20 protein-coding genes are annotated in these 22,693 nt (G+C 65.3%); 6 read left to right on the plus strand and 14 right to left on the minus strand.

Annotation, left to right across the window (positions count from 1 at the left end; all coding sequences use genetic code 11):
• Positions 1-54 precede the first annotated feature (54 nt).
• Genes ACMGDH_RS13235 through msrB form a run of 3 tightly spaced genes read left to right on the plus strand, consistent with a single transcriptional unit; the run spans position 55 to position 2,326 of the window.
• Positions 55-1,290, plus strand: a complete 1,236-nt coding sequence (locus ACMGDH_RS13235; protein WP_436828428.1) for a cytochrome P450 — start codon at positions 55-57, stop codon at positions 1,288-1,290.
• 45 nt (positions 1,291-1,335) lie between these two features.
• Positions 1,336-1,830 (plus strand): MgtC/SapB family protein, encoded by a 495-nt coding sequence (locus tag ACMGDH_RS13240; protein ID WP_436828429.1) that lies wholly within the window; start codon positions 1,336-1,338, stop codon positions 1,828-1,830.
• Between the two features lie 16 nt (positions 1,831-1,846).
• Positions 1,847-2,326, plus strand: a complete 480-nt coding sequence (gene msrB, locus ACMGDH_RS13245; RefSeq protein ID WP_436828430.1) for a peptide-methionine (R)-S-oxide reductase MsrB — start codon at positions 1,847-1,849, stop codon at positions 2,324-2,326.
• A 9-nt stretch (positions 2,327-2,335) separates the two neighbouring features.
• Here the strand turns inward: msrB and ACMGDH_RS13250 are convergent, their stop codons facing one another.
• Entirely contained in the window at positions 2,336-2,818 is a 483-nt protein-coding gene (locus ACMGDH_RS13250; RefSeq protein WP_436828431.1) for a GNAT family N-acetyltransferase, read from the minus strand.
• 30 nt (positions 2,819-2,848) lie between these two features.
• Positions 2,849-3,427, minus strand: coding sequence for a CHAP domain-containing protein (locus ACMGDH_RS13255; protein WP_436828432.1), 579 nt, complete (start codon positions 3,425-3,427; stop codon positions 2,849-2,851).
• Positions 3,428-3,825: 398 nt separating this feature from the next.
• Here ACMGDH_RS13255 and ACMGDH_RS13260 point away from each other — a divergent pair, with 398 nt between their 5' ends.
• Positions 3,826-4,377 carry a hypothetical protein gene (locus ACMGDH_RS13260; protein WP_436828433.1) on the plus strand — a complete coding sequence of 184 codons (552 nt, stop codon included), beginning with the start codon at positions 3,826-3,828 and terminating at the stop codon, positions 4,375-4,377.
• Between the two features lie 33 nt (positions 4,378-4,410).
• On the opposite strand, the gene ACMGDH_RS13265 is transcribed toward ACMGDH_RS13260, so the two are convergent.
• The 8 genes from ACMGDH_RS13265 to ACMGDH_RS13300 form a co-directional block, all read right to left on the minus strand.
• Positions 4,411-5,142, minus strand: a complete 732-nt coding sequence (locus tag ACMGDH_RS13265; RefSeq protein WP_436828434.1) for an extensin-like domain-containing protein — start codon at positions 5,140-5,142, stop codon at positions 4,411-4,413.
• On the minus strand, positions 5,139-5,885 hold the full coding sequence (locus tag ACMGDH_RS13270) for an NUDIX hydrolase (RefSeq protein ID WP_436828435.1): 747 nt from the start codon (positions 5,883-5,885) through the stop codon (positions 5,139-5,141). Before ACMGDH_RS13270 ends, ACMGDH_RS13265 begins: the two co-directional genes overlap by 4 nt.
• Before the next feature lie 29 nt (positions 5,886-5,914).
• Entirely contained in the window at positions 5,915-6,925 is a 1,011-nt protein-coding gene (locus tag ACMGDH_RS13275; RefSeq protein WP_436828436.1) for an SMP-30/gluconolactonase/LRE family protein, read from the minus strand.
• Positions 6,926-6,935: 10 nt separating this feature from the next.
• On the minus strand, positions 6,936-8,282 hold the full coding sequence (locus tag ACMGDH_RS13280; protein ID WP_436828437.1) for a GntT/GntP/DsdX family permease: 1,347 nt from the start codon (positions 8,280-8,282) through the stop codon (positions 6,936-6,938).
• Positions 8,279-10,546 carry a glycoside hydrolase family 3 N-terminal domain-containing protein gene (locus ACMGDH_RS13285; RefSeq protein ID WP_436828438.1) on the minus strand — a complete coding sequence of 756 codons (2,268 nt, stop codon included), beginning with the start codon at positions 10,544-10,546 and terminating at the stop codon, positions 8,279-8,281. Before ACMGDH_RS13285 ends, ACMGDH_RS13280 begins: the two co-directional genes overlap by 4 nt.
• Positions 10,543-11,664 (minus strand): Gfo/Idh/MocA family protein, encoded by a 1,122-nt coding sequence (locus ACMGDH_RS13290; protein WP_436828439.1) that lies wholly within the window; start codon positions 11,662-11,664, stop codon positions 10,543-10,545. Before ACMGDH_RS13290 ends, ACMGDH_RS13285 begins: the two co-directional genes overlap by 4 nt.
• A gap of 191 nt (positions 11,665-11,855) precedes the next feature.
• On the minus strand, positions 11,856-13,190 hold the full coding sequence (locus tag ACMGDH_RS13295) for an ATP-binding protein (RefSeq protein WP_436828440.1): 1,335 nt from the start codon (positions 13,188-13,190) through the stop codon (positions 11,856-11,858).
• Positions 13,187-13,903, minus strand: a complete 717-nt coding sequence (locus ACMGDH_RS13300; protein ID WP_436828441.1) for a response regulator — start codon at positions 13,901-13,903, stop codon at positions 13,187-13,189. Before ACMGDH_RS13300 ends, ACMGDH_RS13295 begins: the two co-directional genes overlap by 4 nt.
• A 142-nt stretch (positions 13,904-14,045) precedes the next feature.
• Here ACMGDH_RS13300 and ACMGDH_RS13305 point away from each other — a divergent pair, with 142 nt between their 5' ends.
• The gene (locus tag ACMGDH_RS13305; RefSeq protein ID WP_436828442.1) at positions 14,046-14,441 is read left to right on the plus strand and encodes a hypothetical protein; all 396 of its coding nucleotides are present in this window, start codon (positions 14,046-14,048) and stop codon (positions 14,439-14,441) included.
• A gap of 329 nt (positions 14,442-14,770) precedes the next feature.
• Positions 14,771-15,721: a DUF3011 domain-containing protein gene (locus tag ACMGDH_RS13310; protein WP_436828443.1), complete on the plus strand. Its 951-nt coding sequence runs from the start codon at positions 14,771-14,773 to the stop codon at positions 15,719-15,721.
• Positions 15,722-16,114: 393 nt separating this feature from the next.
• Here the strand turns inward: ACMGDH_RS13310 and ACMGDH_RS13315 are convergent, their stop codons facing one another.
• From ACMGDH_RS13315 to ACMGDH_RS13330, 4 genes are read right to left on the minus strand one after another with little or no spacing between them, the layout of a single operon-like run.
• The gene (locus ACMGDH_RS13315) at positions 16,115-16,855 is read right to left on the minus strand and encodes a M48 family metallopeptidase (protein WP_436828444.1); all 741 of its coding nucleotides are present in this window, start codon (positions 16,853-16,855) and stop codon (positions 16,115-16,117) included.
• Positions 16,855-19,899 (minus strand): type I restriction endonuclease subunit R, encoded by a 3,045-nt coding sequence (locus ACMGDH_RS13320; protein WP_436828445.1) that lies wholly within the window; start codon positions 19,897-19,899, stop codon positions 16,855-16,857. Before ACMGDH_RS13320 ends, ACMGDH_RS13315 begins: the two co-directional genes overlap by 1 nt.
• Positions 19,896-21,119, minus strand: coding sequence for a restriction endonuclease subunit S (locus ACMGDH_RS13325; protein ID WP_436828446.1), 1,224 nt, complete (start codon positions 21,117-21,119; stop codon positions 19,896-19,898). Before ACMGDH_RS13325 ends, ACMGDH_RS13320 begins: the two co-directional genes overlap by 4 nt.
• Complete coding sequence (locus ACMGDH_RS13330; protein WP_436828447.1) at positions 21,109-22,608, minus strand: type I restriction-modification system subunit M; 1,500 nt, start codon at positions 22,606-22,608, stop codon at positions 21,109-21,111. The genes ACMGDH_RS13325 and ACMGDH_RS13330 overlap by 11 nt, the downstream gene beginning before the upstream one ends.
• Between the last annotated feature and the right edge of the window lie 85 nt (positions 22,609-22,693).

Raw genomic sequence — 22,693 nt, forward strand, 5'->3', positions numbered from 1 at the left:
CGCTGTTGACATTATTGTCAGTTATGCTCTCCTCCGCACCAAAGGAGAGGCAATATGGCAACCGTTGCGGCGCGTGATCCGTCGGAGAAGCTGGTCGATCCGCTCGACGTGAGCCGGCCCGAACTTTACCGCGACGATGTCTGGCACGCGCCTTTCCGCCGGCTGCGTGCCGAGGCGCCGGTCTATCGGTGCGAGCACAGCGACTTCGGCCCCTATTGGTCGGTCTCCACCTACAAGCCCATCGTCCAGGCCGAATCGCTTCCCGACATCTATTCCTCCCAGGCAGGCGGGATCACCATCGCCGATCTCCAGGACGGAGACATCAAGATGCCGATGTTCATTGCGATGGACCGGCCCAAGCACACCGGCCAGCGCCGCACTGTCGCGCCGGCCTTCACGCCCTCCGAAATGGTACGTCTCACGGAGAATATCCGGACGCGCACGGCAGAAATCCTCGACTCGCTTCCGGTGGGGCAGGAGTTCGACTGGGTCGACAGCGTGTCGATCGAGCTCACCACGCAGATGCTCGCGATTCTGTTCGACTTTCCTTGGGCCGATCGCCGGCTGCTCACCTATTGGTCCGATTGGGCCGGCGACATCGAGATCGCCAAGGATCCGGTCCGCAAGGAGGAGCGCCGCAAGATCCTGTTCGAATGCGCGGCTTATTTCGGCGAGCTGTGGAAGGCGAAGATGGGCAAGGAGCCCACGCCCGACCTGATCTCGATGATGATCCATTCGGACGCGATGGCCGAGATGGACCAGTATGAGTTCCTCGGGAATCTGATCCTGCTGATCGTCGGCGGAAACGACACTACCCGCAATTCGATGAGCGCTTATGCCTGGGGGCTCGGGCAATTCCCCGACGAGCGCGCCAAGCTCGAAGCGAATCCGGGGCTGATCCCCAATGCCGTGCAGGAAATCATCCGCTGGCAGACTCCGCTCGCCCATATGCGCCGCACCGCGACGCAGGACGCCGAGCTCGAAGGGCAGCAGATCCGCGGAGGCGACAAGCTGGTGCTCTGGTATCTCTCGGCCAACCGCGACGAGACCATCTTCCCCGATCCCGACCGGATCATCGTCGACCGTGAGAATGCGCGCCGCCACCTCGCCTTCGGCCACGGCATCCATCGCTGCGTCGGTGCGCGCCTCGCCGAGCTGCAGATCAGCGTGTTGCTAGAGGAAATGGCAAAGCGCCGGCTGCGCGCCAATGTGCTGCGCGAGCCCGATCGCGTCGCCGCCTGCTTCGTCCATGGCTATCGCAAGATGCCGGTGGAGCTCAGTCGCTACTGAGCGCCGCTGGCATCGCCGCACCGGATCGTGCAGGATCGAAGCACGATGGTGCTTCCCGACATCTTCCAGGCGAACGCGTTCGAGCCGCTCCCGCATCTGGCGGCCTTGCTCAGCGCCTATTTGCTCGCGTTGCCGATCGGCTGGAACCGCGAGCGCGCCGAGCGGAGCGCGGGGCTGCGCACCTTCCCGCTCGTCGCGGTGGCGAGTTGCGGGATCGTCCAGGCGGCGGAGTCGCTGACGGTCGGCTCACCCGAGGCGATGGCGCGGATCGTGGAAGGCATCATCACCGGCATGGGCTTCGTCGGCGGCGGCGCGATCCTGCGCATGAAGGAGTCGGTCAAGGGAACGGCCACCGCGGCGAGCCTCTGGGCAACCGGGGCGATGGGCGTCGCGGTGGGCCTGGGCAGCTACGATGTGGCACTGATCCTGTCGCTGGTGACGATCGTCACTTTGTGGATGCTGTCACCGCTCAAGCGCCGGATAGACTCGGAGCCAGCCACGGAAGAGCGGCACGAGGGATTGGAAAACGACGCGCACTGACCCCACATCGGCGACGATGCAGATCGATCGCCGAACCTTGCTGAGCGCCGCCGGGCTCAGCGCGCTCACCGCTGCATGCGGCAGCGGGAGCGCGGAGGCCGCGCAGCGTTTCGAGTTCAGTCTCAGCGACGCCGATTGGAGGAAACGGCTGAGCCCGGAAGCCTATCGCGTGCTGCGCAAGGGCGCGACCGAGTTCGCCTTCACCAGCCCGCTCAACAAGGAGCACCGCGCGGGCACCTTCGCCTGCGCCGGATGCGGGCTGCCGCTCTTCTCCTCGCGGACCAAGTTCGACAGCGGCACCGGCTGGCCGAGCTTCACTGCGCCGCTGAGCAAGGCCGTGACGACCCGTGACGATAGAAGCTTGGGGATGAAGCGCACCGAAGTGCTGTGCCGCCGCTGTGGCGGGCATCTGGGCCATGTGTTCGACGACGGCCCGCGTCCGACCGGCAAGCGCTACTGCATCAACGGAGTCGCGCTGGCCTTCCGGCCAGCCTGATCATCGCCGTTAGAGCGTCTGGAACATCACCAGCGCATCGACATAGCCGTGCCGCGGGTGGTCGAAGGCGCGCGGCAAGCGTCCGACGACGTCGAAGCCCAGTGATTCCCACAGCCGCACCGCCCGTTCGTTGGTGCTCACCACGAAATTGAACTGCATCGTGTGATAGCTACGCGCCCGGGCATGATCGAGCGAATGGAGGCACATCCGGCGCGCCACGCCGCGGCCGGTCGCGTCGGCGCTGGTCATATAGCCGCAGTTGCAGACGTGTGCGCCGCCGCCGGCCTGGTTGGGGCGGATATAATAAGTGCCCAGGACCACGCCGTCCTCTTCGGCGACGAAGGTTTCCCTATCTGCCCCCAGCCAATAGGCCAGCGCCGCATCCTCACCCATGTCGCGATCGAGACTATAGGTCTCGCCCGCGCGGATCACCGGCTCGAGGATACGCCAGATGGCGAGACGGTCGCTGGGGAGCGCCGGTCGGATCAGCATGGCCGCCGATCTGCTGAGGGAAACGCCGGCTCAGTTGGCGCGGAGGAGGACCGGGCTGATCGCGAGCGAAGCGACGACCACCGGCTTGGCGGGATCGGCCTGCACCATCTGCGGCGCCTGCCACTCGGTTTCCGGCTCGGCTTCCGGCGCGCCGTCGGCATAGATGAAGCCGTTGACCGGGTAGGTCGAGGTGCCGAGTCCGCCGACGGGCGCATACCACACCCGGACTTCGCTCCAGTCGCCCTCGGGCGAAACGTCCACTGCGCGCACGTCGCGCTCGACGCCGCCCGGACGCGACCAGTTGGCGTGTGTGAGCAGCACTTCGCGGTCGCTCACCACCTCGGAGACCATCGCGACATGGCCGAACGGATTGCGCGACGTCTTCTTGAACGACATCACCGAACCGGCCTTGGGGGTGTTGCCGCGGGCATAGCGGCCTTCGGCCTGCTGCCACCAGGTCCAGGCGTTGCCGCGAATCTTCACTTCGGAGATTTCGCGCGCATAGCGGGCGCACTGCCAGAAGGTGCCCTTCGCCTGGGCAGGCATGGCAGTCGCCAGGCAAAGCGCTGCAGTCAGCGCGAATCGCGCTGCGAAACCACGGAAATTCATGCGACCCCCCGGCCGAAACCAGTGTGTTGAGTGTTGCTAAGCCCAACATAGAACGCAGGTACAGCCTTGCGACTCACCGATCCGATGAACCGTTGCGACGAACCGATGGGCCGATGGAACCGTGTGCCCCTTAGGGGAAAACACCTAGATCTCTGCGGTCACGCGCTACTGTGCGCCGGCGCGGGCCGGCGAATCGACGGCGTTCGGAGCATTGTTGCGCAACTGCATCGGTCTGAAACCTTTTCCACAACCGTGGACTCGGTTCGTCGCAAGCCATGTTGCGCCGCAAAACCTTCTGGGTTCCTATAATGAACGGGGCCCAACGGCGAATTCAGCGGCGCGTCAATCATTCCGTCGCATGATCCCGCCGAGGGGTTGAGCGGGTGGGAGTGACGTTGATGGCATCGAAGATGAAGCCGGCCGAAGGCGCGATGACGCTAGCCGAAATGAAGGAATTTGCGGGGTTCAGCGCAGCGACGCAGCGCTATGTGCGGCGGGCGCTCGATATCGGGCTGGAACGTGAGGACGCGCTTGCCCGCTGGTCGCGCGACGTGGTGGAGGCGGCCAGCATCCGCGCCCATGCGCACATGTATGATCGGCTGCCGGAGATCCGCGCGCTGCTGCCCGACGAGAGCGACCTCGGATCGGTCGAGCCGTTCATGGCACCGCTGATCACCGTGTCGGCGTTCGATCTCGCCCAGGGGCGGCTCACCAGCTTCTCGGCCTATCGCTTCCTCTACGAGCGGTTGATAGGCGCCGAGGTCCGGCCGTGGCTGCCTGCGGCCTTCTGCGCCGCCGCGGCGCTGCCGAACCTGCACCCGGATCTGCGCCGCAAGCTGCTCCAGTCGATCAGCGAAGCCGCGGCTACGGCATCGGGCTGGTCGAACCGCCAACCTGCCTTCTTCCCGCAATGGGTGGAGAAGGTCGACGGCGCGGCGCTGCCCAACTGACCTGCTGCCCCTCCCGTCCGCGGGAGGGGATTCTCAACGGCACGCCCGCCACCCCATTTCCCCCCGCTCGGCCTGATCGAGGTGCAGGTGATCGCGATGCGCCGCGTTGTAGTCCGGCGAAAGCGTGGTCGAGAACAGCTTGCACGCTCCGTCGCGCACCTCGCGCAGGAACGCACTCTTGACGCCCCCATCGTCCCAGTCCCCGAGCACGCGGATCCGCGTTCCGTCCGATAGCCTGAAGCCGGCGACATCGAGTGCGTCGGCGGTGGCATGCTCGCTCCAGTCGCCTTCGCTGCGCCCATACATGCGGCGGCACGAATAGCTCCCCAGATGCTCGACGCGCGTCACCTGTGCGCCGAAATGCTTCTGCGCCGCGGGCTGCACCACGTCCCATTCCCATACCGCCAGCGCTGCGGCGACCGGGCAGGCGACGCCCAACCGCTCCGGGCTGAAGCCGATCCGGCGTGCGCCGCCCGGGGCGAACCGTACTGCGTCCGCATAGCCGCAGCGCTCGCCCTGCTGCACGGGCGCGAGCACCGTATAGCGTACCCCCGCGGCTCGGAGCAGCGCGCGGCATTCGGCGAAATCGTCGGTCAATCCCGCCAGCTTGCGCCCGGTGAAGGCACCGATCGGCTGGCCAAGGTCCAGCCGTGTCCACGGCAGGTCCTGCGGCCGGTTGCGCACCACGGCATAGAGCGCAAAGGCCGCGCCCAGCAGCACTGCGAAGAGCAACGCCGCGCTGATCGCCCGGCGGACCGTCTTCACGCGCGGATCGCCCGGTCGAGCCGCTCCGCGGTCACCGGATATCCCAGGTCGTCGGGAATGCAGAGATGCTCGCCATCGTCGCGGGTCTCGATCCAGGGCGTGATCGTGCGGAGCGGATGCGCGACGGCGTCCGCAGCCGCGTCCTCGAAGCTGGAGAACAGTGCGAGCCGCTCCAGGTTGCGGCGCGTGGGGAAGATGATCGTCGCGTCGCCCGCATCGGCCGCATCGAGCACCGCGCGTGCGCTGGCCCAGAAGACCCGCACATTCTCGTTGCCGTCCACTACCGGCTCCGCGCCTTCGGGTGCGCGGGCGAGATAGAAGCGCGTGTCGAAGATCTTGTGGCGCACGCCTTCGGGCAGCCAGCGCGCGAAGGGCACCAGCCGATCGAGCGCCAGCGTCGCGCCATATTCGGCAAGCAGCGCGCCGATCGGCTCGCCTGCATAGAGCCGGCGGCGCAGGTCCGCGATTCCCCCGGGCGCCACGTCGAGCCCCACCGCGACGCCCGCCTCCTCCAGCGTCTCGCGCACTGCAGCGATGCGCGCGGCGAGTTCGTCGGGATCGCCCTCCAGCAGTTCGGCCAGCAGCCGGTCGCCGGGGTCGACGCGCCCGCCAGGAAAGACCAGCGCTCCGCCCGCGAACGACATCGCGCGCGCCCGCTCTACCATCAGCAGCTCGGGTGCGCGGGACGCAGCATCGCGCATCACGATCACGGTTGCCGCGGGAATTGCTTCGGGCTCGGACATGCTCCCGATCTAGGGGCGCCGAGCGCCGCTCACCACCCCGAGATCTTGAGCCGGATGCGCGTCAGCCTGTCGTGCGCGGTCATGAACAGCGTGCGCCCGTCCTCGCCGAACGCGCAATTGGCAGTCGCCTTGCCCGGCATGATGATGCCGAGCAGCCGCCCATCGGGTGCGATCACGTGCACTCCGCCGGGGCCGGTCGCGAAGACATGGCCCGTCGCGCTCACCTTCAGCCCGTCGGGCATGCCCGGCAGCTTCTCGGCGAGCTCGCGCCCCATGTCGCGGAACACGCGCACGCCTCGCGCCATGCCGTCGTCGCCCAGGTCATATGCCAGCACCTGCGGGCGCTTCTCGTCGGACATCGCGATGTAGAGCGTCTTCTCGTCGGGCGAGAGGCCGATGCCGTTGGGGCGCGAGAGGCTGCCGTCTATCAGCGCCAGCTTGCCGTCTGCCCCGAGCCGATAGACGCCGTTGTGCGGCAGCTCCTTGATCGGCGATTCGTCGCCGCCTTCGAGCCCATAGGGCGGATCGGTGAAATAGAGCGCGCCGGTGCGCGAGAAGATCAGGTCGTTGCAGCTGTTGAAGCGCTTCCCCTGATAGCGATCGACCACGATCGTCTTCTTCTTGGTGGCGAGGTCGACGCGGGCAATCGCGCGCGTGCCGCTGTCCGCCATCACCAGCCGTCCCTGCGCGTCGAGCGTCAGGCCGTTCGCGCCGGGCTCGCGGATCGTCGGCGGCACCTTCCCCGCCAACCCCGAGGGGGAGAGGAAAGGCTTCGCGCCCTCGCCTTCCTTCCAGTGGTGGACGACGTTCCCCGGCACGTCGGAGAAGAGCAGATAGCCGCCGTCCTTCACCCACACCGGCCCCTCGGACCATTTGTACCCGCTCGCCAGCACTTCGATCGGCGCGTTCGCGTCGAGTATCGAATCGAGCTCCGAATCGACGCGCCTGATGCTTCCCATCGTCTCCCCCCTTGCCGCCGTGGCGATCGGCAGCGCCGCCATCGCGCCCAGGCACGCACGCCGCGTCACACGATCGATCATTGCATTCTCCTCATACGAAGGGCCAGAGGATCAGCGCCATTGCGAAGGTCGCCAGCCCCGCGATCGTGGCGCTGATCGTCCAGCTCCGGAAGGTCTGCGCCTCGGTGAGCCCCAGATATTGCTTCACCAGCCAGAAGCCGGTGTCGTTGACATGGCTCACCACCGTTGCGCCAGCCCCGATCGCCACCGTCACCAGCGCGATCTTGTTGGGCGACAGGCCGGCGCTCGCGATCAGCGGCGATGCCAGGCCGGCCGCGGTCACCATCGCCACGGTCGCCGATCCCTGCGCGATACGCACGAAGGCGGCGAGCAGGAAGGCGAAGACGATCACCGACAGCTGTGCCGAGGCGACTGCGGCAGTCACCTGCTGGCCCGCGCCGGACTGGATCAGCACTTCCTTGTACGCCGCGCCCGCGCCCACCACGAGCACCATCAGCCCCGCGGGCTCGAGCGCCTTGGTCATGATGTTGCCGATCGTCGCGAGCGGCGCCCCCACCTTCAGGCGGAGCCACAGGAAGACGAAGATGCACGCGAGGATCAGCGCGGTGAACGGGTGGCCGATAAAGAGCAGCGCCGTCTTTGCGGGTCCATTCCCCAGCCACTGCCCGGCTACCGCCGCGAGCAGGATCAGGCCCAGCGGCACGAGCATGGCGACGAGCGCAGGCGCGAAGCCGATCGGCGCGGTCTGGGGGGCATCTTCGTCGAACATCGGCGGCGGCCCGATATCTCCGAAGCCGGGCGCCGAGTGGAACATCCGCGCGAACACCGGCCCGGCCAGTATCGCCGCGGGAATGCCGCAGACGAGCCCGTAGAACGCCAGCCGGCCGTAATCGGCGCCGATCAGCTCGGCGACCGCCACCGGCCCCGGATGCGGCGGCAGCAGCGCGTGCATCGCCATCAGCCCCGCAAGCAGCGGCAGCGCGAAATAGGTCACGCGGCGCTCGGCCCGCATCGCGAGCGTGGTGAGCAGGGGCGCGAGGATGATGAAGGCGACGTCGAAGAACAGCGGGATGCCCACGATCACGCCGATTGCTGTGAGCGCCCATGGCATGCGCCGCTCGCCGAACAGATCAAGCAGCCGGTGTGCAATCGCGTTCACGCCTCCGCTGGCCTCCAGCAGCCCGCCGAGCATCGCGCCCAGCCCGATCACCACGGCGACGAAACCGAGCGCTTCGCCCGTCCCCTTGCGCACTGCCCCGAGCACCGCCTGCGGATCGGCCCCGAACGCGAGGCCCGTGCCGAGCGCCACGATCAGCAGCGCGAGAAACGCCTGGAGCTTGAAGCGCAGCACCAGCACGATCACCGCCGCGATGCTGGCGGCGACGATCGCCAGCGTGTGCCAAGGTTCTGCGATCATGCGGCCCTCACTTGTGTTTCGATGGAGGCGGCGGGCGTTTCGCGTCCCGATCCGCTATAGGCGCCGTGCACGCGGAGCGTCCCGCGCAGGCGAATGTCTTCCGAAGAGCCGCCGACCATCAGCTCCACATGGCCACCCGGATAGGTCCAGCCCTGCGGGCTCCAGCAGGCGAATTGCGCCGGGCTCAGCGTAAAGGTCACGCGGCGGCGCTCGCCCGGCCCAAGCGCGATCCGCGCGAAGCCGCGTAGCTCCTTCACCGGACGCGATATCCCGAACACCGGCGCGCGGATGTACAGCTGGACGACCTCGTCCGCCGTCGTTTTCCCCGCGTTGGCGACGGTGAAGGCCACTTCGGCCGTGCCGTCCGCGGCGATCTCGGATGGGCTCAGCGCGAGCCCGGCATAGTCGAACCGCGAATAGCTCAGCCCGTGCCCGAAGGCGAACAGCGGGCCGATGCCGACATCGTGATAGCGCGAACTGTCCACCTTCAGATCCCGGTTCGCCGGGCGGCCGGAGGGATATTGCGCATAGGGGAGCGGCAGCTGCCCGGTGATCCGCGGAATGCCGATCGGCAGCTTGCCTCCGGGCGAAACCGCGCCGGTCAGCACATCCGCGATCGCCGGGCCGCTTTCGATTCCCAGGAACCAGGTCTCGAGCACCGCCGGAATGCCCTGCAGCGCATATTCGAGCGCCAGCGGCCGGCCGTTCATCAGGATCGCGACGATCGGCTTGCCCGTCGTCTTGAGCGCGTCGATCAGCACCTGTTGCGGCCCGGGAAGCTCGATCGACGCATAGCTGCGCGCCTCGCCGGTATAGTCATAGTCCTCGCCCAGCACGAGCAGCACCACGTCGGCGCGGCGAGCGGCCTCCACAGCCGCCGCGATGCCCGAGCGGTCGCTATTGCGCGGGTGGACGCCCGGCACGAACTCGGCCTGGGGCAGCGCCTTGCGCAGCGTGACGCTGTCCTTGGCATCGCCGCGCCCGCGCCACGATCCGAGCGGCGAGGAATCATCGTCGGCCAGCGCGCCAATCAGCGTCAACCGCTTGTCAGGGGCCAGCGGCAGCAGATTGCCGTCGTTCCGCAGCAGCACGATCGAGCGCTGCGCCGCCCGGCGCGCCGCAGCCCGGCGCTCCGGCGTGATATCGTCGCCTTTCCCGCCAAAGCCATAGGGTTTGTCGAACAGCCCGAGCGCCGCCTTGGCCGCGAGGACCCGTTCGACCGCCTGATCGACCAGCGGCAGCAGCCCGGAATCGCGCTCGACGGCCCTGCCCAGGTGATCGGCATAGGTTCCGCTCGCCATGTCCATGTCGACCCCCGCGCGCAGCGCCAGCGCCGCGGCCTCGACGCCATCCGCCGCGACTCCATGGTTGATCAGCTCCCGAATCGCATTCCAGTCGCTGACGACGAGCCCCTGATAGCTCCAGCTTTCGCGCAGCAATCCGCGCACCAGCCCGGCGTTCGCAGTCATCGGCACGCCGCCAAGGTCGTTGAACGCCGTCATCATGCTGCCGACGCCCGCCCGCTGCGCAGCGGCGAAGGGCGGCAGATAGACTTCGTGAAGCGTCCGCTCGGACAGGTCAGCGCTGTCATAATCGCGCCCGCCGACTGCTGCGCCATAGCCGGCGAAATGCTTGGCGCACGCCATCACCCGAACGCCGTCTGCCAGATTGTCGGTCTGGAAGCCGCGCACCTGCGCTTCGGCCATGCGCGACACGAGATAAGGGTCCTCCCCCGCGCCTTCGACCACCCGGCCCCAGCGCGAGTCGCGTGCGACGTCGACCATCGGCGTGAAGGTCCAGTGCAGCCCCGCGGCCCAGCTCTCCTCCGCTGCGACACGTGCGGCCTCCTCGGCCAGCGCAACATCCCAGCTCGCCGCAAGCGCGAGCGGCACAGGAAAGATCGTGCGATATCCGTGGATAACATCCATCGCGAAGAGCAGCGGAATGCCGAGCCGCGATTCCTCCACCGCGATGCGCTGGACCCGTCTGAGCGTCGCGGCGCCCGCGACGTGGAGCATCGATCCGATCTCGCCGCGCCGCACGCGATCGAGCATCGCCTTGTCCAGCCGCGAGTTGAGCGCCTTCTGCCGACCGCCGGGAAGCTGAGTCATCTGTCCCAGCTTCTCGCGGAGCGTCATCTTGCCGATCAGCGCCTTGATCCGCTGGCTGTGATCGCTCCGGCCCGCCGCCCTCGCCATGGGCACCCAGCCATGCGCGGCGAGCAGCGCCCCCGCCGTCAGCACTTGCCGCCGATCGAGCTTCACGCGCGGGTCAGCCGGATCACACGCCCTTCTCGCGCCGAACGGTAGATCGCCTCGATCACCTGCATGTCCCGAAGCCCCTCCTCGCCGTTGACGATCGGCTCACGCCCGGTCATCGCGCATTCGGCGAAATGGTCGAGCTGCCCCACGAACTGGTTCTTGGGCAGCGTCGGCGGCGTGCGCTCGCTGGTCTGGCCGTTCGTGCGCACCCACATCTTCTGGCCTTCATAGGAAGTGGCGGGCTCCAGACCCACCCAGCCCTTGGTGCCGGTCACGCGATAGGCATTGTGCCCCGAGCTGTAGCTCGACACGCAATTGGCGATCAGTCCGGACGGGAAGCGCATCTGCCAGTCGATCCGGTCCTCGGCCGTCTTGAAGCGCGGATCGCTCTTGTCGGTCGATTCCATCGCGCTGATCTCGATCGGCTCCTCGCCCGAAAGATAGCGCGCGGCGTTGAGGCTGTAGATGCCGATGTCCATCAGCGATCCGCCGCCCGAGAGCGGCCGGTCGAGCCGCCACTGGTTGGGCTGGATGTTGAAGCCATGCTCGGCGGTGATCAGCTTGGGCTGACCAATGAAACCGCTCCGCACCAGCTCGATCGCCTGGATGTTGTGCGTCTGGAAGCGGCTGCGATAGCCGATCATCAGCTTCTTGCCCGCCTTCTTCGCCGCAGCGATCATCGCTTCGCACTCGGCGGCGGAGATCGCCATCGGCTTCTCGCACAGCACATGCTTGCCCGCCTGGCTCGCCCGGATCGAATATTCGGCATGCATCGAATTGGGCAGCACGACATAGACGATGTCGATGTCCGGATTGTCGCGAATGCTGTCGTAATTTGCGTAGCTGTAGCGGTGCGTCTTGGGGATGCCGTATTCCGCGCCGTAGCGCTCGAGCTTCTCGGGCGTCCCGCTTACCAGCGCCGCCAGCTTGGCGAACTCGCAATCCTTGAGCCGCGGCATGATCTGGCGGGTGGCGTAGCTGCCCAATCCGACGATCGCGTAGCCGAGCTTGCGCCGGGGTTCCCCTTGCGCGCAGGCCGCACTCGGCAGCATCGCGCTCGCCACCACACCTGCACCGATGCCGCGTAGAACCTCGCGGCGAGTCCGCTCATCCCAATCCATCAGGCGCTCCCTCTCAACGATGCAACCCGAGGCGGACCGCCGTCGCGCGAGGGTTGCCCCTGCGCCGCCGCCCGCTCCAATCCGAAGCACTGCAAAGACCAGCGCACCGGTGGCAGTGCGCGACTATGCACGAACGCGTTCCCCAGCGGAAGCTACGCCTAAAGTCGAAGATGACACCTGTGCGATCCGCCCTATAGCGGCAGCACCACCCGTGCGAGCAGCCCGCCTTCGGGGCGGTTCTCCAGCGTCACGTCTCCGCCGTGCGCGCGCGCCACTGCCCGCGCGCTCGCCAATCCCAGCCCGAAACCGCCGGTCTTGCGATTGCGCGAACGCTCGCCGCGGAAGAAGGGCTCGAAGGCGCGCTCCAGATCCTCGGGCGGCATCCCGGGCCCGCGGTCGGCCACTTCGATCACTGCAAACCCGTCGCGCCGGTAGAGCGACACTTCCGCGCCGCGCGCATATTTGATCGCATTGCCGATCAAATTGTCGAGCAGGGTCTTGAGTGCCACCGGGTGCCCCTCGATCACCAGCGGCTCGCCCGGCAGCAGCGTCACTGCCTTGCCGCGGTCGCTGGCTTCGTCGACGACATTCTCGGCGAGCGAGCGAAGGTCGAGCGCGCGCCGCACCTCGAGCCGGCTGGTGTCGCGGACATAGGATACCGCGGCCGAAATCATCGCCTGCATCTCGCCTACATCCGCCTCGCACGCCGCGCGTACCGAATCGGGGACGTTCTCCAGCCGCAGGCTCAGCCGCATCAGCGGCGTGCGCAGATCGTGCGCGATCGCGGCGATCACGGTGGTGCGATCGTCCACATATCGATTGAGCCGCGCCTGCATCTGGTTGAAAGCCGCCGCGGCTTCGGCGATCTCGCCGGGTCCGCCGATATCGAGCGGCGCCGCCTTGGGATCGCGCCCCAGCCGCTCGGCCGCTTCGGCAAATGCCCGGATCGGCCGGCCGAAGCGCCGTGCGAGCATCCAGGCGAACGGCGCGACCGCGATCACCGACACCACCAGCCATATCAGCACGAACCAGCGCCACGGCTCGAAGCTGTTCGTCGACTTGACCTTGATCCAGCTGCCGTCGGCAAGCCGGAGCGCCGCCGAGAAATCACCCATCACCACCACGTCGCGCGCCGCTTCGCGGTTCACCGGCGGAAATGGGCGGGGTACGCTCGCACGGTCATAGTGCTGCTCGGGCTGCAGGAACGGCGTCGGGAAGCTGATCTCGACGCGGTCGGGCGCGACTCCCATCGCGGTCGCGATCGCAAGCTCGATACGCTCGGCGCGCGGTGTCCAGGGCGCGGGATGGACCGAGTCGCGCTTCCTGACGGTGAAGACGTCATGGGGGTCGTGCCCCTGCGCCATGGCGTCGGCGATCTGGCCGACGGTGTAGAGCTTGGCGGAGGGCGCCTGGGCTGCGATCAGCAGCGCCAGGTTCATGAACTGGATCACCGCCACGCATACGAGCATCAGCACGAACACCCGCACGAACAGCGGCGCACGCGCCGCCCCCGCGGGTAGCTTCATGCGCGCACGACTCGCGGCACGAACAGATAGCCTTCGTTGCGCACGGTGCGGATGATCTCGTCGCCGCTCGCGCGCAGCTTGCGGCGCAGCCGGCTCACCTGCACGTCGATCGCGCGGTCATAGGCGTCCGAATCGGGTCCGCGGGCGGCGGCGAGCAGCGCCTCGCGCGAAAGCACGCGCCGGGGCCGCTCGATGAAGACGCGCAGCACTGCGAACTCGCCGTCGGTCAGCCCCACGAGCACGCCCTGCGGGTCGAACAGCTCATGGCTGCCCAGGTCGATCCGCCAGCCGTCGAACGTATAGACGTCGCCCGAACTCGGCGCCTGCGCTCCGCGCTTGCGCAGCGCGGCGCGGACCGTCGCCAGTATCTCGCGCGGGCTGCACGGCTTGGGGAGATAATGGCTGGCGCCGACCTCCAGCCCCAGGATGCGGTCCTGTTCCTCACCGAGCGCGCTGAGCATGACGATCTCGGGGCCGCCGGGCCGCGCGATGCGGCGGCATGCCGAAAGCCCGTCCTCCCCGGGCATCATCACGTCGAGGATGACGAGATCGACGTTGGTGCGCGCGAGCACCTCGTCCATCTCCTGCGCGCTCGCGGCAGTCTCGACATGATAGCCGCGCGCGCCAAGGCTGTTGGCGAGCAGCACGCGGATGTCATGGTCGTCGTCAACGACGAGCAGCGTCGCCGAATCGCTCTGGGTCGGGGTCAACATCTGTTCCTAATATGCCAGACATGCCCGCCATTTGCTGCCCGTATGTTTCCGCGCCCCAACGGTTTCTCCCACCAACAGCCCGGAACACCGCTTGCCTCCGCCCGTTGAACCGGAAACCACCTAGCCTTCCGGGGAACAGACGATGGCAGCCAGCAATACGCGCACCCGCAAGCGCTCCAGCCGCTCGACCGCCAAGGCCGCGAACAAGGGCCGGCGGCTCGACGGCAAGGCAGTGGCGCTCGGCACCCTTTCGCTCGGCGCGATCGCTGCAGCGATAGGCGCTGTCCTCCTCGGTCGGCGGCGCGGCGCGGGCGATGGTTCGTTCGGCTCCGGCGAACATCCTCCCAGCGACCTGATGGGCGACGAGCATCCCGGGTTCGACGATCGAGCCCCGGAGGCGTTCCGCCCGGATCCAACCGCACCGGTGCCCGAAGGCGAGCGCGACGCGGTGCGTCCCGCGCTGGCCGGCGCCGCGGCCCCGCGGCTCGTCGCGGGTCAGGCGCGCGAGCACGAACGCACCGACGCCGCACCCTCGTGAGGGGGTTTCGGAAGATTCGAACTCAGGAAAATCGGGCGGCTGGTGAAGCCGTTCGCAACGGAGGTGCTCACGGCGTCTCCTTTCATTAGTTGGACGCGTCGGTCGGCTTAGGGTTCGACCGTGCGAAGCAGATAGACATCCCGTCCTTTGTCGTCGACGGGTGATGCATCCGGATCGTTACTCAAGCAGATCGCGTAAATGACGCCGCGCCCCGTGGTGGAATGGTAGCTATTCGCCCAAATTCCAACGGCAGCACATGAATATCTTCATGACGTTATAAAAAGGAAAAATGGCGCTGCTCGAGCGCCTAGCCGACACGCTACCGAAGCATGAAATTCATCTTTGGTCGATTCATGCTGCAGGGCCGCGTTATTCAACGTACATTGACCTCGAAACGATCAAGAGACCGGTCGCCGGGGAGGGAAATGCGCATGAGACGCACGTTCGGGATATTCATTCTGTCGACGGCAATGATCGGGCAGAGCATCACACCTCTGATGGCGCAGACCCGACCGGCCCCAGAGGTCCGACCTGTCCCGTTGCCAAGCCCTATTCCCGATCGCCCTGTACCGTTGCCCCGGCCCATACCTGGGCGCCCGGAGATCCAGCCGCCCAGGCCCAACCCCGGCTATGGGCAGAACCGCGGCTATGCCGGACGGATCAGCTGTGAATCGCGCAACAACCGCACCAAGCGATGCAACGCCCGGACCGAGAACCGTGTCGTGCTCCTCACGCGTAGCGGCGGCACGTGCACGCAAGGGCGAAGCTGGGGGTATGATCGCCGTTCGATCTGGGTATCCCGTAACTGCCGGGGCACCTTTGCCTATGGATATGGCAATGATTGGGGCCACGATCGCCCTGACGCGGACAAGGGCCCGAGCACCGGGCTGATCATCGGCGGCGTAGTGGTTGCCGCCGGCTTGGTCGCATTGCTTGCTAGCCGGAACAAAAAGCCTAACGTGGCCACTGGAACGAGCACGCCGGGCACGCCGCCGAGCTACCCGCCCGGGCCGCCCGCGGCGGTCTCAGCCGATCTTTCGTCTCTTCAGGCGGGTGCAAGGCCTTCAATGCAGACCTGCCTGTTCGAAGCCGCGCGTCAGATCGGCGCGACGGGTGGCACGCGGCTGCGCTATGATCGGCTGACGAGCATCGAACCCGGGAATGGGGGATGGCGCTTTGGAGCCGAGTTGACGGCGACCTATCCCGATGGCGAGCGGGCAGTTCCAATCTATTGTCGCGCAACGCCATCCAGGGTGGTCCAGCTCGATTTCACGAGTTGAGCCCATCGCGTCCGCACAAGATTGGTAGTTAAGACGGCGGAGGTGCGGGTTGGTGAAAGGATTGGCAAACGAAGAGGTGGCCCTGCGGCGCTTCAGACCGAACAGCCGGTCCGGCGCTGTCCGCTTGCCCACGTTGTCCAAATGAAGGCAACGACTTTGAGGACATGTCCTCAAGGGGTCCGCCAGAGACCGCTTGAAACTGCCGCAGATCTTATGGCCCATTTATGGCCAAGAGACGAAACTTCACGGCGGTTGGTGGAGCTGAGGGGAATGTCCCCGCCATTGCCTAACCACTGGAAAATAAGGGATTTTTCTGAGCGCCTGTTACCGCTTGGCACACGCAAATGTAACAGAAGCCACACGATCAGCAAGCGGCTTGCTACAGGAAAACCCTCAAACCACTCCCGTCAGAAAGTCGCCGGACAAGGCAGATTGGTGCCTATCCAGCCATGCCGCGGCCTGTTCCCATCCGGGATAAAGCGTGCCGAGGAAGGCCCAGAACTCTGGCCCGTGCGAGCGGTGTCTAAGATGAGAAAACTCATGGGCGACGACGTATTCCAACACCTTCTTTGGCGCGAAGATCAACTGCCAGTTCACGAGGACATTGCCCTCTGGACCGCAAGAACCCCACCCATTCGCGAAATCGGCAACGCGAACGGACCTTGGCATGAGGGCGGCGCGTGCGGCAAGCTCGGAAGCCATCGCCCTAACATCGCGCCGCGCCCGTTGCTTCAACCATAGCTTAAGTTCACGGGCCACTAGGTCATCGGTATCCACACCAGCCCAGCAAGGCAGATCGACGATGAAGCCATTACGGTAGGTGACTTCCATCCGCTCACCATCGCTACGCCGCACAGTCAGGGGCATGTTGCGGCCACGATAGGGTATTTTCGAGCCGGTCATGAACCGGGGCACGGCGTGGCGGCTGGCGGCGATGCGCTCCATGTCTCGCATGGTGTTGAACAGCCATTGCCGCTTGCGGTCTAGAAACCCGGCGATTTCGTCATCACCGTCGGTGGTAAGCGCCATTACCTCGACATGGTTCGGCGTCACCGTGATGCGACGCTCTGCAGCCGTAGCGCTGCGCCGCAGTTCATAGGCGATCTCAGCCCGACCGATCTGGAGAACCGGCATCAGGCCCCGCCACCATAGGCGTGGATCGCGAACTCCTCGACCTTCTCGCGGATGATTTTGGTCTCGCCGATGCCATGCTCAGTCAGGATGCGCCGCACCTGTTGCCGCAAGCTGCGCAGATACGCCTCCATGTGCGCGAAGGCGGGCTGGGTCGCGGCGGCTTCAGCATAGACTGCGCCAATCGCCATCGCAGCGGCTTGCAAGGTGTCGTGCTCGGTGGCGGGCGCGATCGTCTCCATGATGCGCAGGATGGAGAAAGCGTTCTCGTCCATGCCCAATTCGGAGTGTGCGCCTTGCTCCGCCTGAATGTCGCCGGTCAGCCCCTCGAAATCCGCCAAGCCATCGGCGGCGGCGATCTGCCCGGCCTCGAACCGGCGGATGATCTCCAGAACCCGTTCGGAGAAGCGGCCATATTGCGCCGGGTTCTTGTCCACCAGTTCGCGGGTCACCCGGCGCAGCTCGGCGGACTTGCGCACGAACGCTTCCTGCAACTCCTCGTCCGACCGCTCCTCGGTCTCGAAATCGTCCGCGAAGTTCGGATCGGTGATGTTGCGCAGGCGGATGGTGGTGGACAGCCCGGTCACATGGACGTGCGTTTCAAGCATGTCCCTGATCTTGCCGGTATAGCTGCGGTGATCGAGGCTTTCGTCCTTGGCGATGGCCTGCGTGGCAAGGCGCAAGAACGCAGCCGCCCATTTCACTTCGCCGGTGAAGTCCAGGATCGCAGGATCGGGTGACAAGTCACCATAGACCTTGATGAATATGCGGGTGAGCCGCTGGAGGTCGAACCACTCGTCCTCCCGGCCATCGGCGGCAATCGCGGCTGCCGCATAGGCAGCGGCCTTCTCGTCCATGCCTTCCAGCCCCATTGCGCGCTTCTGCGCACGGTAGCGGGCATGGGCTTCCTTGAGATCGTTCCGCAGCACCGCGATGTCGCGCATTGCGTTTTCGACATCATCGGCGCGGTAGGACTTCAACGCGTCGTCGAGATGATTGGTGACGCCAATGTAATCGACTATCCGGCCATTGGGTTTCTCGATCTCCGCACCGTTCGCCAGCTTGATCGAACAGGTGCGGTTGGTCCGCGCGATGGCCTGGAGCAGATTGTGCTCCTTGAGCGGCTTGTCGAGATACATGACGTGCTCGATGGGCGCGTCGAACCCGGTCAGCAGCTTGTCGCAGACAATCAGGAACTGCGGGTCTTTTCCCGCTTCCTTGAACAGCCGCTTGGCGTCTTTCTCGCCCTCCGCGTCCAGATAATAGGCCTCCAGCTCGTCGCGCAGTGCCTGCACCTCGGCTATCTCGGAGGGCTTGTTGTCCTCCTGACTGGACGAATAGACACAGGCGATCATAGCGTCCGCTTGCGCGGCAGCAGCATCGGCGTCCGTCCCTCCCCGCTCCAGATCGGCGGCGATGGCGGCGGACAGTGCGGCGCGATAGAGGATCACTGCTTCGCGATCGACCGCGACAATCTGCGCTTTGAAGCCATCCGGCTGGCACACCTGCTTGAAGTGCTCCCAGATGTCTAAGGCGATCAGGCGGATGCGCTCTGGATGCTTGGCCAGCGTGGCGACGGTAAGCCCCTTGCGCTTCAACGCCTCCCGCTTCTCATCGGGCAGATCGACGAACCAACGATCGAATAGGATGTCGATCTCGGCCTCGTTGATCGCCCAAGCGGTCTTGCGGCCTTCGTAGAGGATCGGGACAGTCGCGCCATCGCGCACCGCGTCGTCGATGCCGTATTTATCGAGATAGCCTTCACCCGCGACGCTAAACCGGGCGTAGGTGTCCTTGTCCGTCGATTTGATCGGGGTGCCGGTGAAGCCGTAGAAGTGCGCGTCGGGCAGCGTGGCTTGCAGATATGCACCCAGATCCTTTTCCTGCGTGCGGTGGCACTCATCGACCAGCACGATCCAGTTGGCGGAATTGGGGATCGGCTCCCGCGATCCGGCAAACTTGAAGATGGTGGAGAGGAGGATTTGCCCGTTACCGCCCCGGCTCACCGCATCACGCAGCGCCGCCACCGATCCGCACTGCGTCGGGTTGGGCAGGCCGCAGGCAACGAACGTACTGCTGATCTGGTTGTCCAGGTCGATCCGGTCGGTCAGCACCAAAATGTTCGGGTTCGCCAGCGTCGGCGCGTCAAGCGTCAGATGGGTTTTCAGCTTGAGCGCGAGGAACACCATCGTCAGGCTCTTGCCGCTGCCCTGCGTGTGCCAGATCAGCCCGTTGCGGTGCTCGCCCGTTGCAACCCGTTGCACCGCCTTGTTGACCGCGCGGAACTGCTGATAGCGGCAGACCTTCTTGATCTTGCGGCCCGTTTCCGGGTCCACCTCGAACACCATGAAATGCGCAAGCAGATCAAGCAGACGTGACGGCTCGCACAGGCACCACAAGTCTCTCGACAAATCATCCGTGAAGTCGGCGGCAGCGCGCGGCCACGCATCACGCCAGGGGGCGTAGAACTGGGTTTTAGCACCAACCGCGCCATATTCGGTCTTCATCCCGTCGGTGATGATGTTGAAGGCGTTGGGATAGAAGAGACGCGGGATGTCTCGCTCATACTGCCTGATCTGTTCGTAGGCTTCGTCGCCCGTCGCGGTGCCTTTCAGTGGCGACTTGGCCTCGATCACCACCAGCGGGATGCCGTTCACGAACAGCACCAGATCGGCCACGCGCGGGCGCTGGGCGGCGACGCGGAACTGACGGGTGACGTGGAACTGGTTGCGGCTGGGATACTTGAAGTCGATCAACGTGACCGGGCTATCACGGTTCTCGGCGATCAGGCGGCGGGAATAGCCGCCGCGCAGCTTGCGCTGCCAGTCTTCGTTTTCGGATAGGGTAGCGAGGTCATTGTAGATCGCCTCGGCGTCGGCCTCACCAATGCCGTTGAGGTCGCGCAGCGCCGCGATCAGCACGGGTTTCAGGATGACCCGGTTCTCTTCCACCCGCATCGCTTGAGCCGAGGCGGGCGACAGCGCCTGCCAGCCCATGGCGACCAGCGCATCGAGCGCGGGCTTCTCGGCAAGGCGATACTCGCTCATTCGGGCACCCGCACGCGACCGGAAAGAAGGTCAGACATAAGGGCGGCCTTCAAGGCCTTGGCGGCTTCCAGTTCGGCCTCAAGGGCGGCAATCTGATTATTGAACGACAACAGCAAGCCTTCGATCGTCTGCACCTCGTCAGGCGAAGGCAAGGGCACCAGCAGGTCGCGCAACGTGCCGGAACTGATCGCCCTCATAATGCCGCCCTGTGCCGATCCTTGAAGCTGTCCCAGCACGGCGGGCGAGTGATTGAACTGCCACGCCAACAAGGCCGGTGAGTATCGATCTTGATCAAGAGTGAGCGTCCAGACATGCTTCGACGAGATCGCCGTACCGACATCGGGCGGGACAACGCAACAACGCCCGACCGTACCCATTATCGTGACCATCACATCGCCCGGATAGACGGTATAGCGCGCAAGCTCGCGGTATTTGTCATCGGAGACGAAGCGCCTATAGACTGGCACGAACCGCTCGACATGCACGTTGTCGATACCCAAGAACGGGATGCCCTCGGGTTGCAGTTCAGACTTCAACAGCGCGCTGCCGAATGGACCGCTACGCATCGGATAGCGCGTGTCGGCAAGCAAGGTTTCCAAGCGGACTTCAGCGAAGCCGCCTGACAGAACAGCCTCCATTGTGCCCTGCTTCGTCGCTTTGACACCATCAAGCAAGGCAGAGTTAGCCGCAATCGCTTCATCCACCGACCGCAGCACCTCGGCGATCCGCCGCTGCTCGTCGAGCGGCGGGAGGGTCACCGGAAAGTGAACGATGTCCCTCTGAAAGATGTGCGGGATTGAGCTGCCAGACAGCTTCTCGCGAACCATTCGGTGGAAGTCTGCGCCGCATACTACTTGGTAAAGATAGCTTGGCTCAAGATGCTCAGTATGCGAACGGATCATCATCATGGTGCCGTTGATCGTTGCCGGGCCAGGCAGATTTTCGATCAGCGCGGGATTACCTATTGACCCATCTTTCGAGAAAATCACGTCGCCCGCCTGCATCTGTATTTCGGGCGACTCATCGTAGCGATAGGTGGAAAGATGGTCACACGCGGCCCAATCAATCACACCTGACCGGATATGCTTCCCAGCGATCAGAAAAGGACCATCTTCGGTATATTCGCTTGCCGACAGCCCCCTCCAGCCGATCCTCGCTTTTACGGTAGTGATTTCGCCTAGAGTTGTTCGCGACCACCCCTTCGGCAACTCACTCCACATAGCCGAGCCTCCGCAGATGGCCGAACATCACGGCTTCCGCCTCGTTGCGCTCGGCGATCAGGTCTCGCAGCTTGGCGACTTCCGCCGCGACATCGACTGCCTCGGCATCCGCGCCGGTCTGGACATAGCGGCTGATGTTGAGGTTGTAAGCGTTGACGGCAATCTCTTCCCGCGACACCACGCGGGCCAGCTTGTCGATGTCGGCAAAGCCGTGGACGGCATCGACCAGTGTGCGGATGTGATCGTCGGTTAGGAAGTTCTGCGCCTTGCCGGGCGTGTAAGTAGCGTCGCCGTTGACGATCAGCACCTTGTCGCGCCGATCGGCGGGCTTCCTCTTGCGGCAGATCAGCAGCGCGGCAGGGATGCCTGCTCCATAGAATAGGTTAGGGGCCAGCCCCACCACCGCCTCAATCACGTCGGCCTCCAGCATGGCCTGCCGGATACGTCCCTCGGCGCCACCACGGAACAACACGCCATGCGGCACCACCACCGCGAGCACCCCGTCATCCTTGAGGCTAGCGAGCATGTGCTGAACAAAGGCAAGATCGCCGTAGCCCTTGGGCGGGCAGCCATATTCGTCGCGCCCGAACGGGTCGCCGTTCTGCCATACGTCATAGCCCCACACCTTCTCGGAGAAGGGCGGGTTGGCGAGCACGCGATCATAAGCACCGACGCCTTCGACGAACTCTTTCGCCTTGGTGTCATAGCGCTTTGGGGAAAGGATCACGTCGCCCTTGGCGATGAAGGCATCGTCCACGTCGTGCAGGAACAGGTTGATCTCGGCGATACCCCAAGTCGCGAAGTTTTTCTCCTGCCCATAGAGCGAGAGGCTGCGCGCGTTCTCGCCTCGGTCCTTCAGAAACTGGACCGCCTCCAGCAACATACCCGCCGAGCCGCAGGTCGGATCATAGATAGACATGCCGGGGCGCGGCTCGACGATTTCCACCATGAGCCGAACGATGGAGCGCGGCGTATAGAACTCGCCGCCCTTCTTGCCCGCACCCTCCGCGAACATCTTGATGAGGTAGAGATAGGCGTCGCCGAGCATGTCCGCAGACACATCGGCGTTGCGCAGCCGGTGCTTCTCGAAATGCGCGAGAAGCTTTTCGAGCAGGGCGTCGGAGAAGCGATCCTGATTGGCGAAGTCCACATCGCCGAACACGCCGCGCAGCCGTAGGTTGTGATCTTCGATGTTCGAAAGTGCGTTGTTTAGCCGCTGACCGATATGTGTGGCGTGCTTGCGCACCTCGTCCCAGCGATGCTCTGCCGGAATATGAAAGCGGTGCTCATCCGGCTCCGCCGCTTCCTCGCGGTCGCCGGTCTCGGCGAGCAATGCCTCGAACTCCTCATCCCATACGTCACACAGCCGCTTATAGAACAGGAGCCCGAAGATATATTGCTTGTAATCCCCGGCATCGACCGTTCCACGCAGAATGTCCGCCGCGCCCCAAAGATGCCGTTCCAGTTCCGCCTGGCTAAGCTTCGCCATTGTACCCCGTCGCTCTAACCCAAGCACCTAATGAGGCGGGGCGGAGGCGTTCTAGGGAGGTGCTCCTCCGCGATCAACGCTGGTT

The sequence above is a fragment of the Sphingomonas radicis genome, from assembly GCF_051400635.1.
GTDB lineage: Bacteria > Pseudomonadota > Alphaproteobacteria > Sphingomonadales > Sphingomonadaceae > Sphingomonas.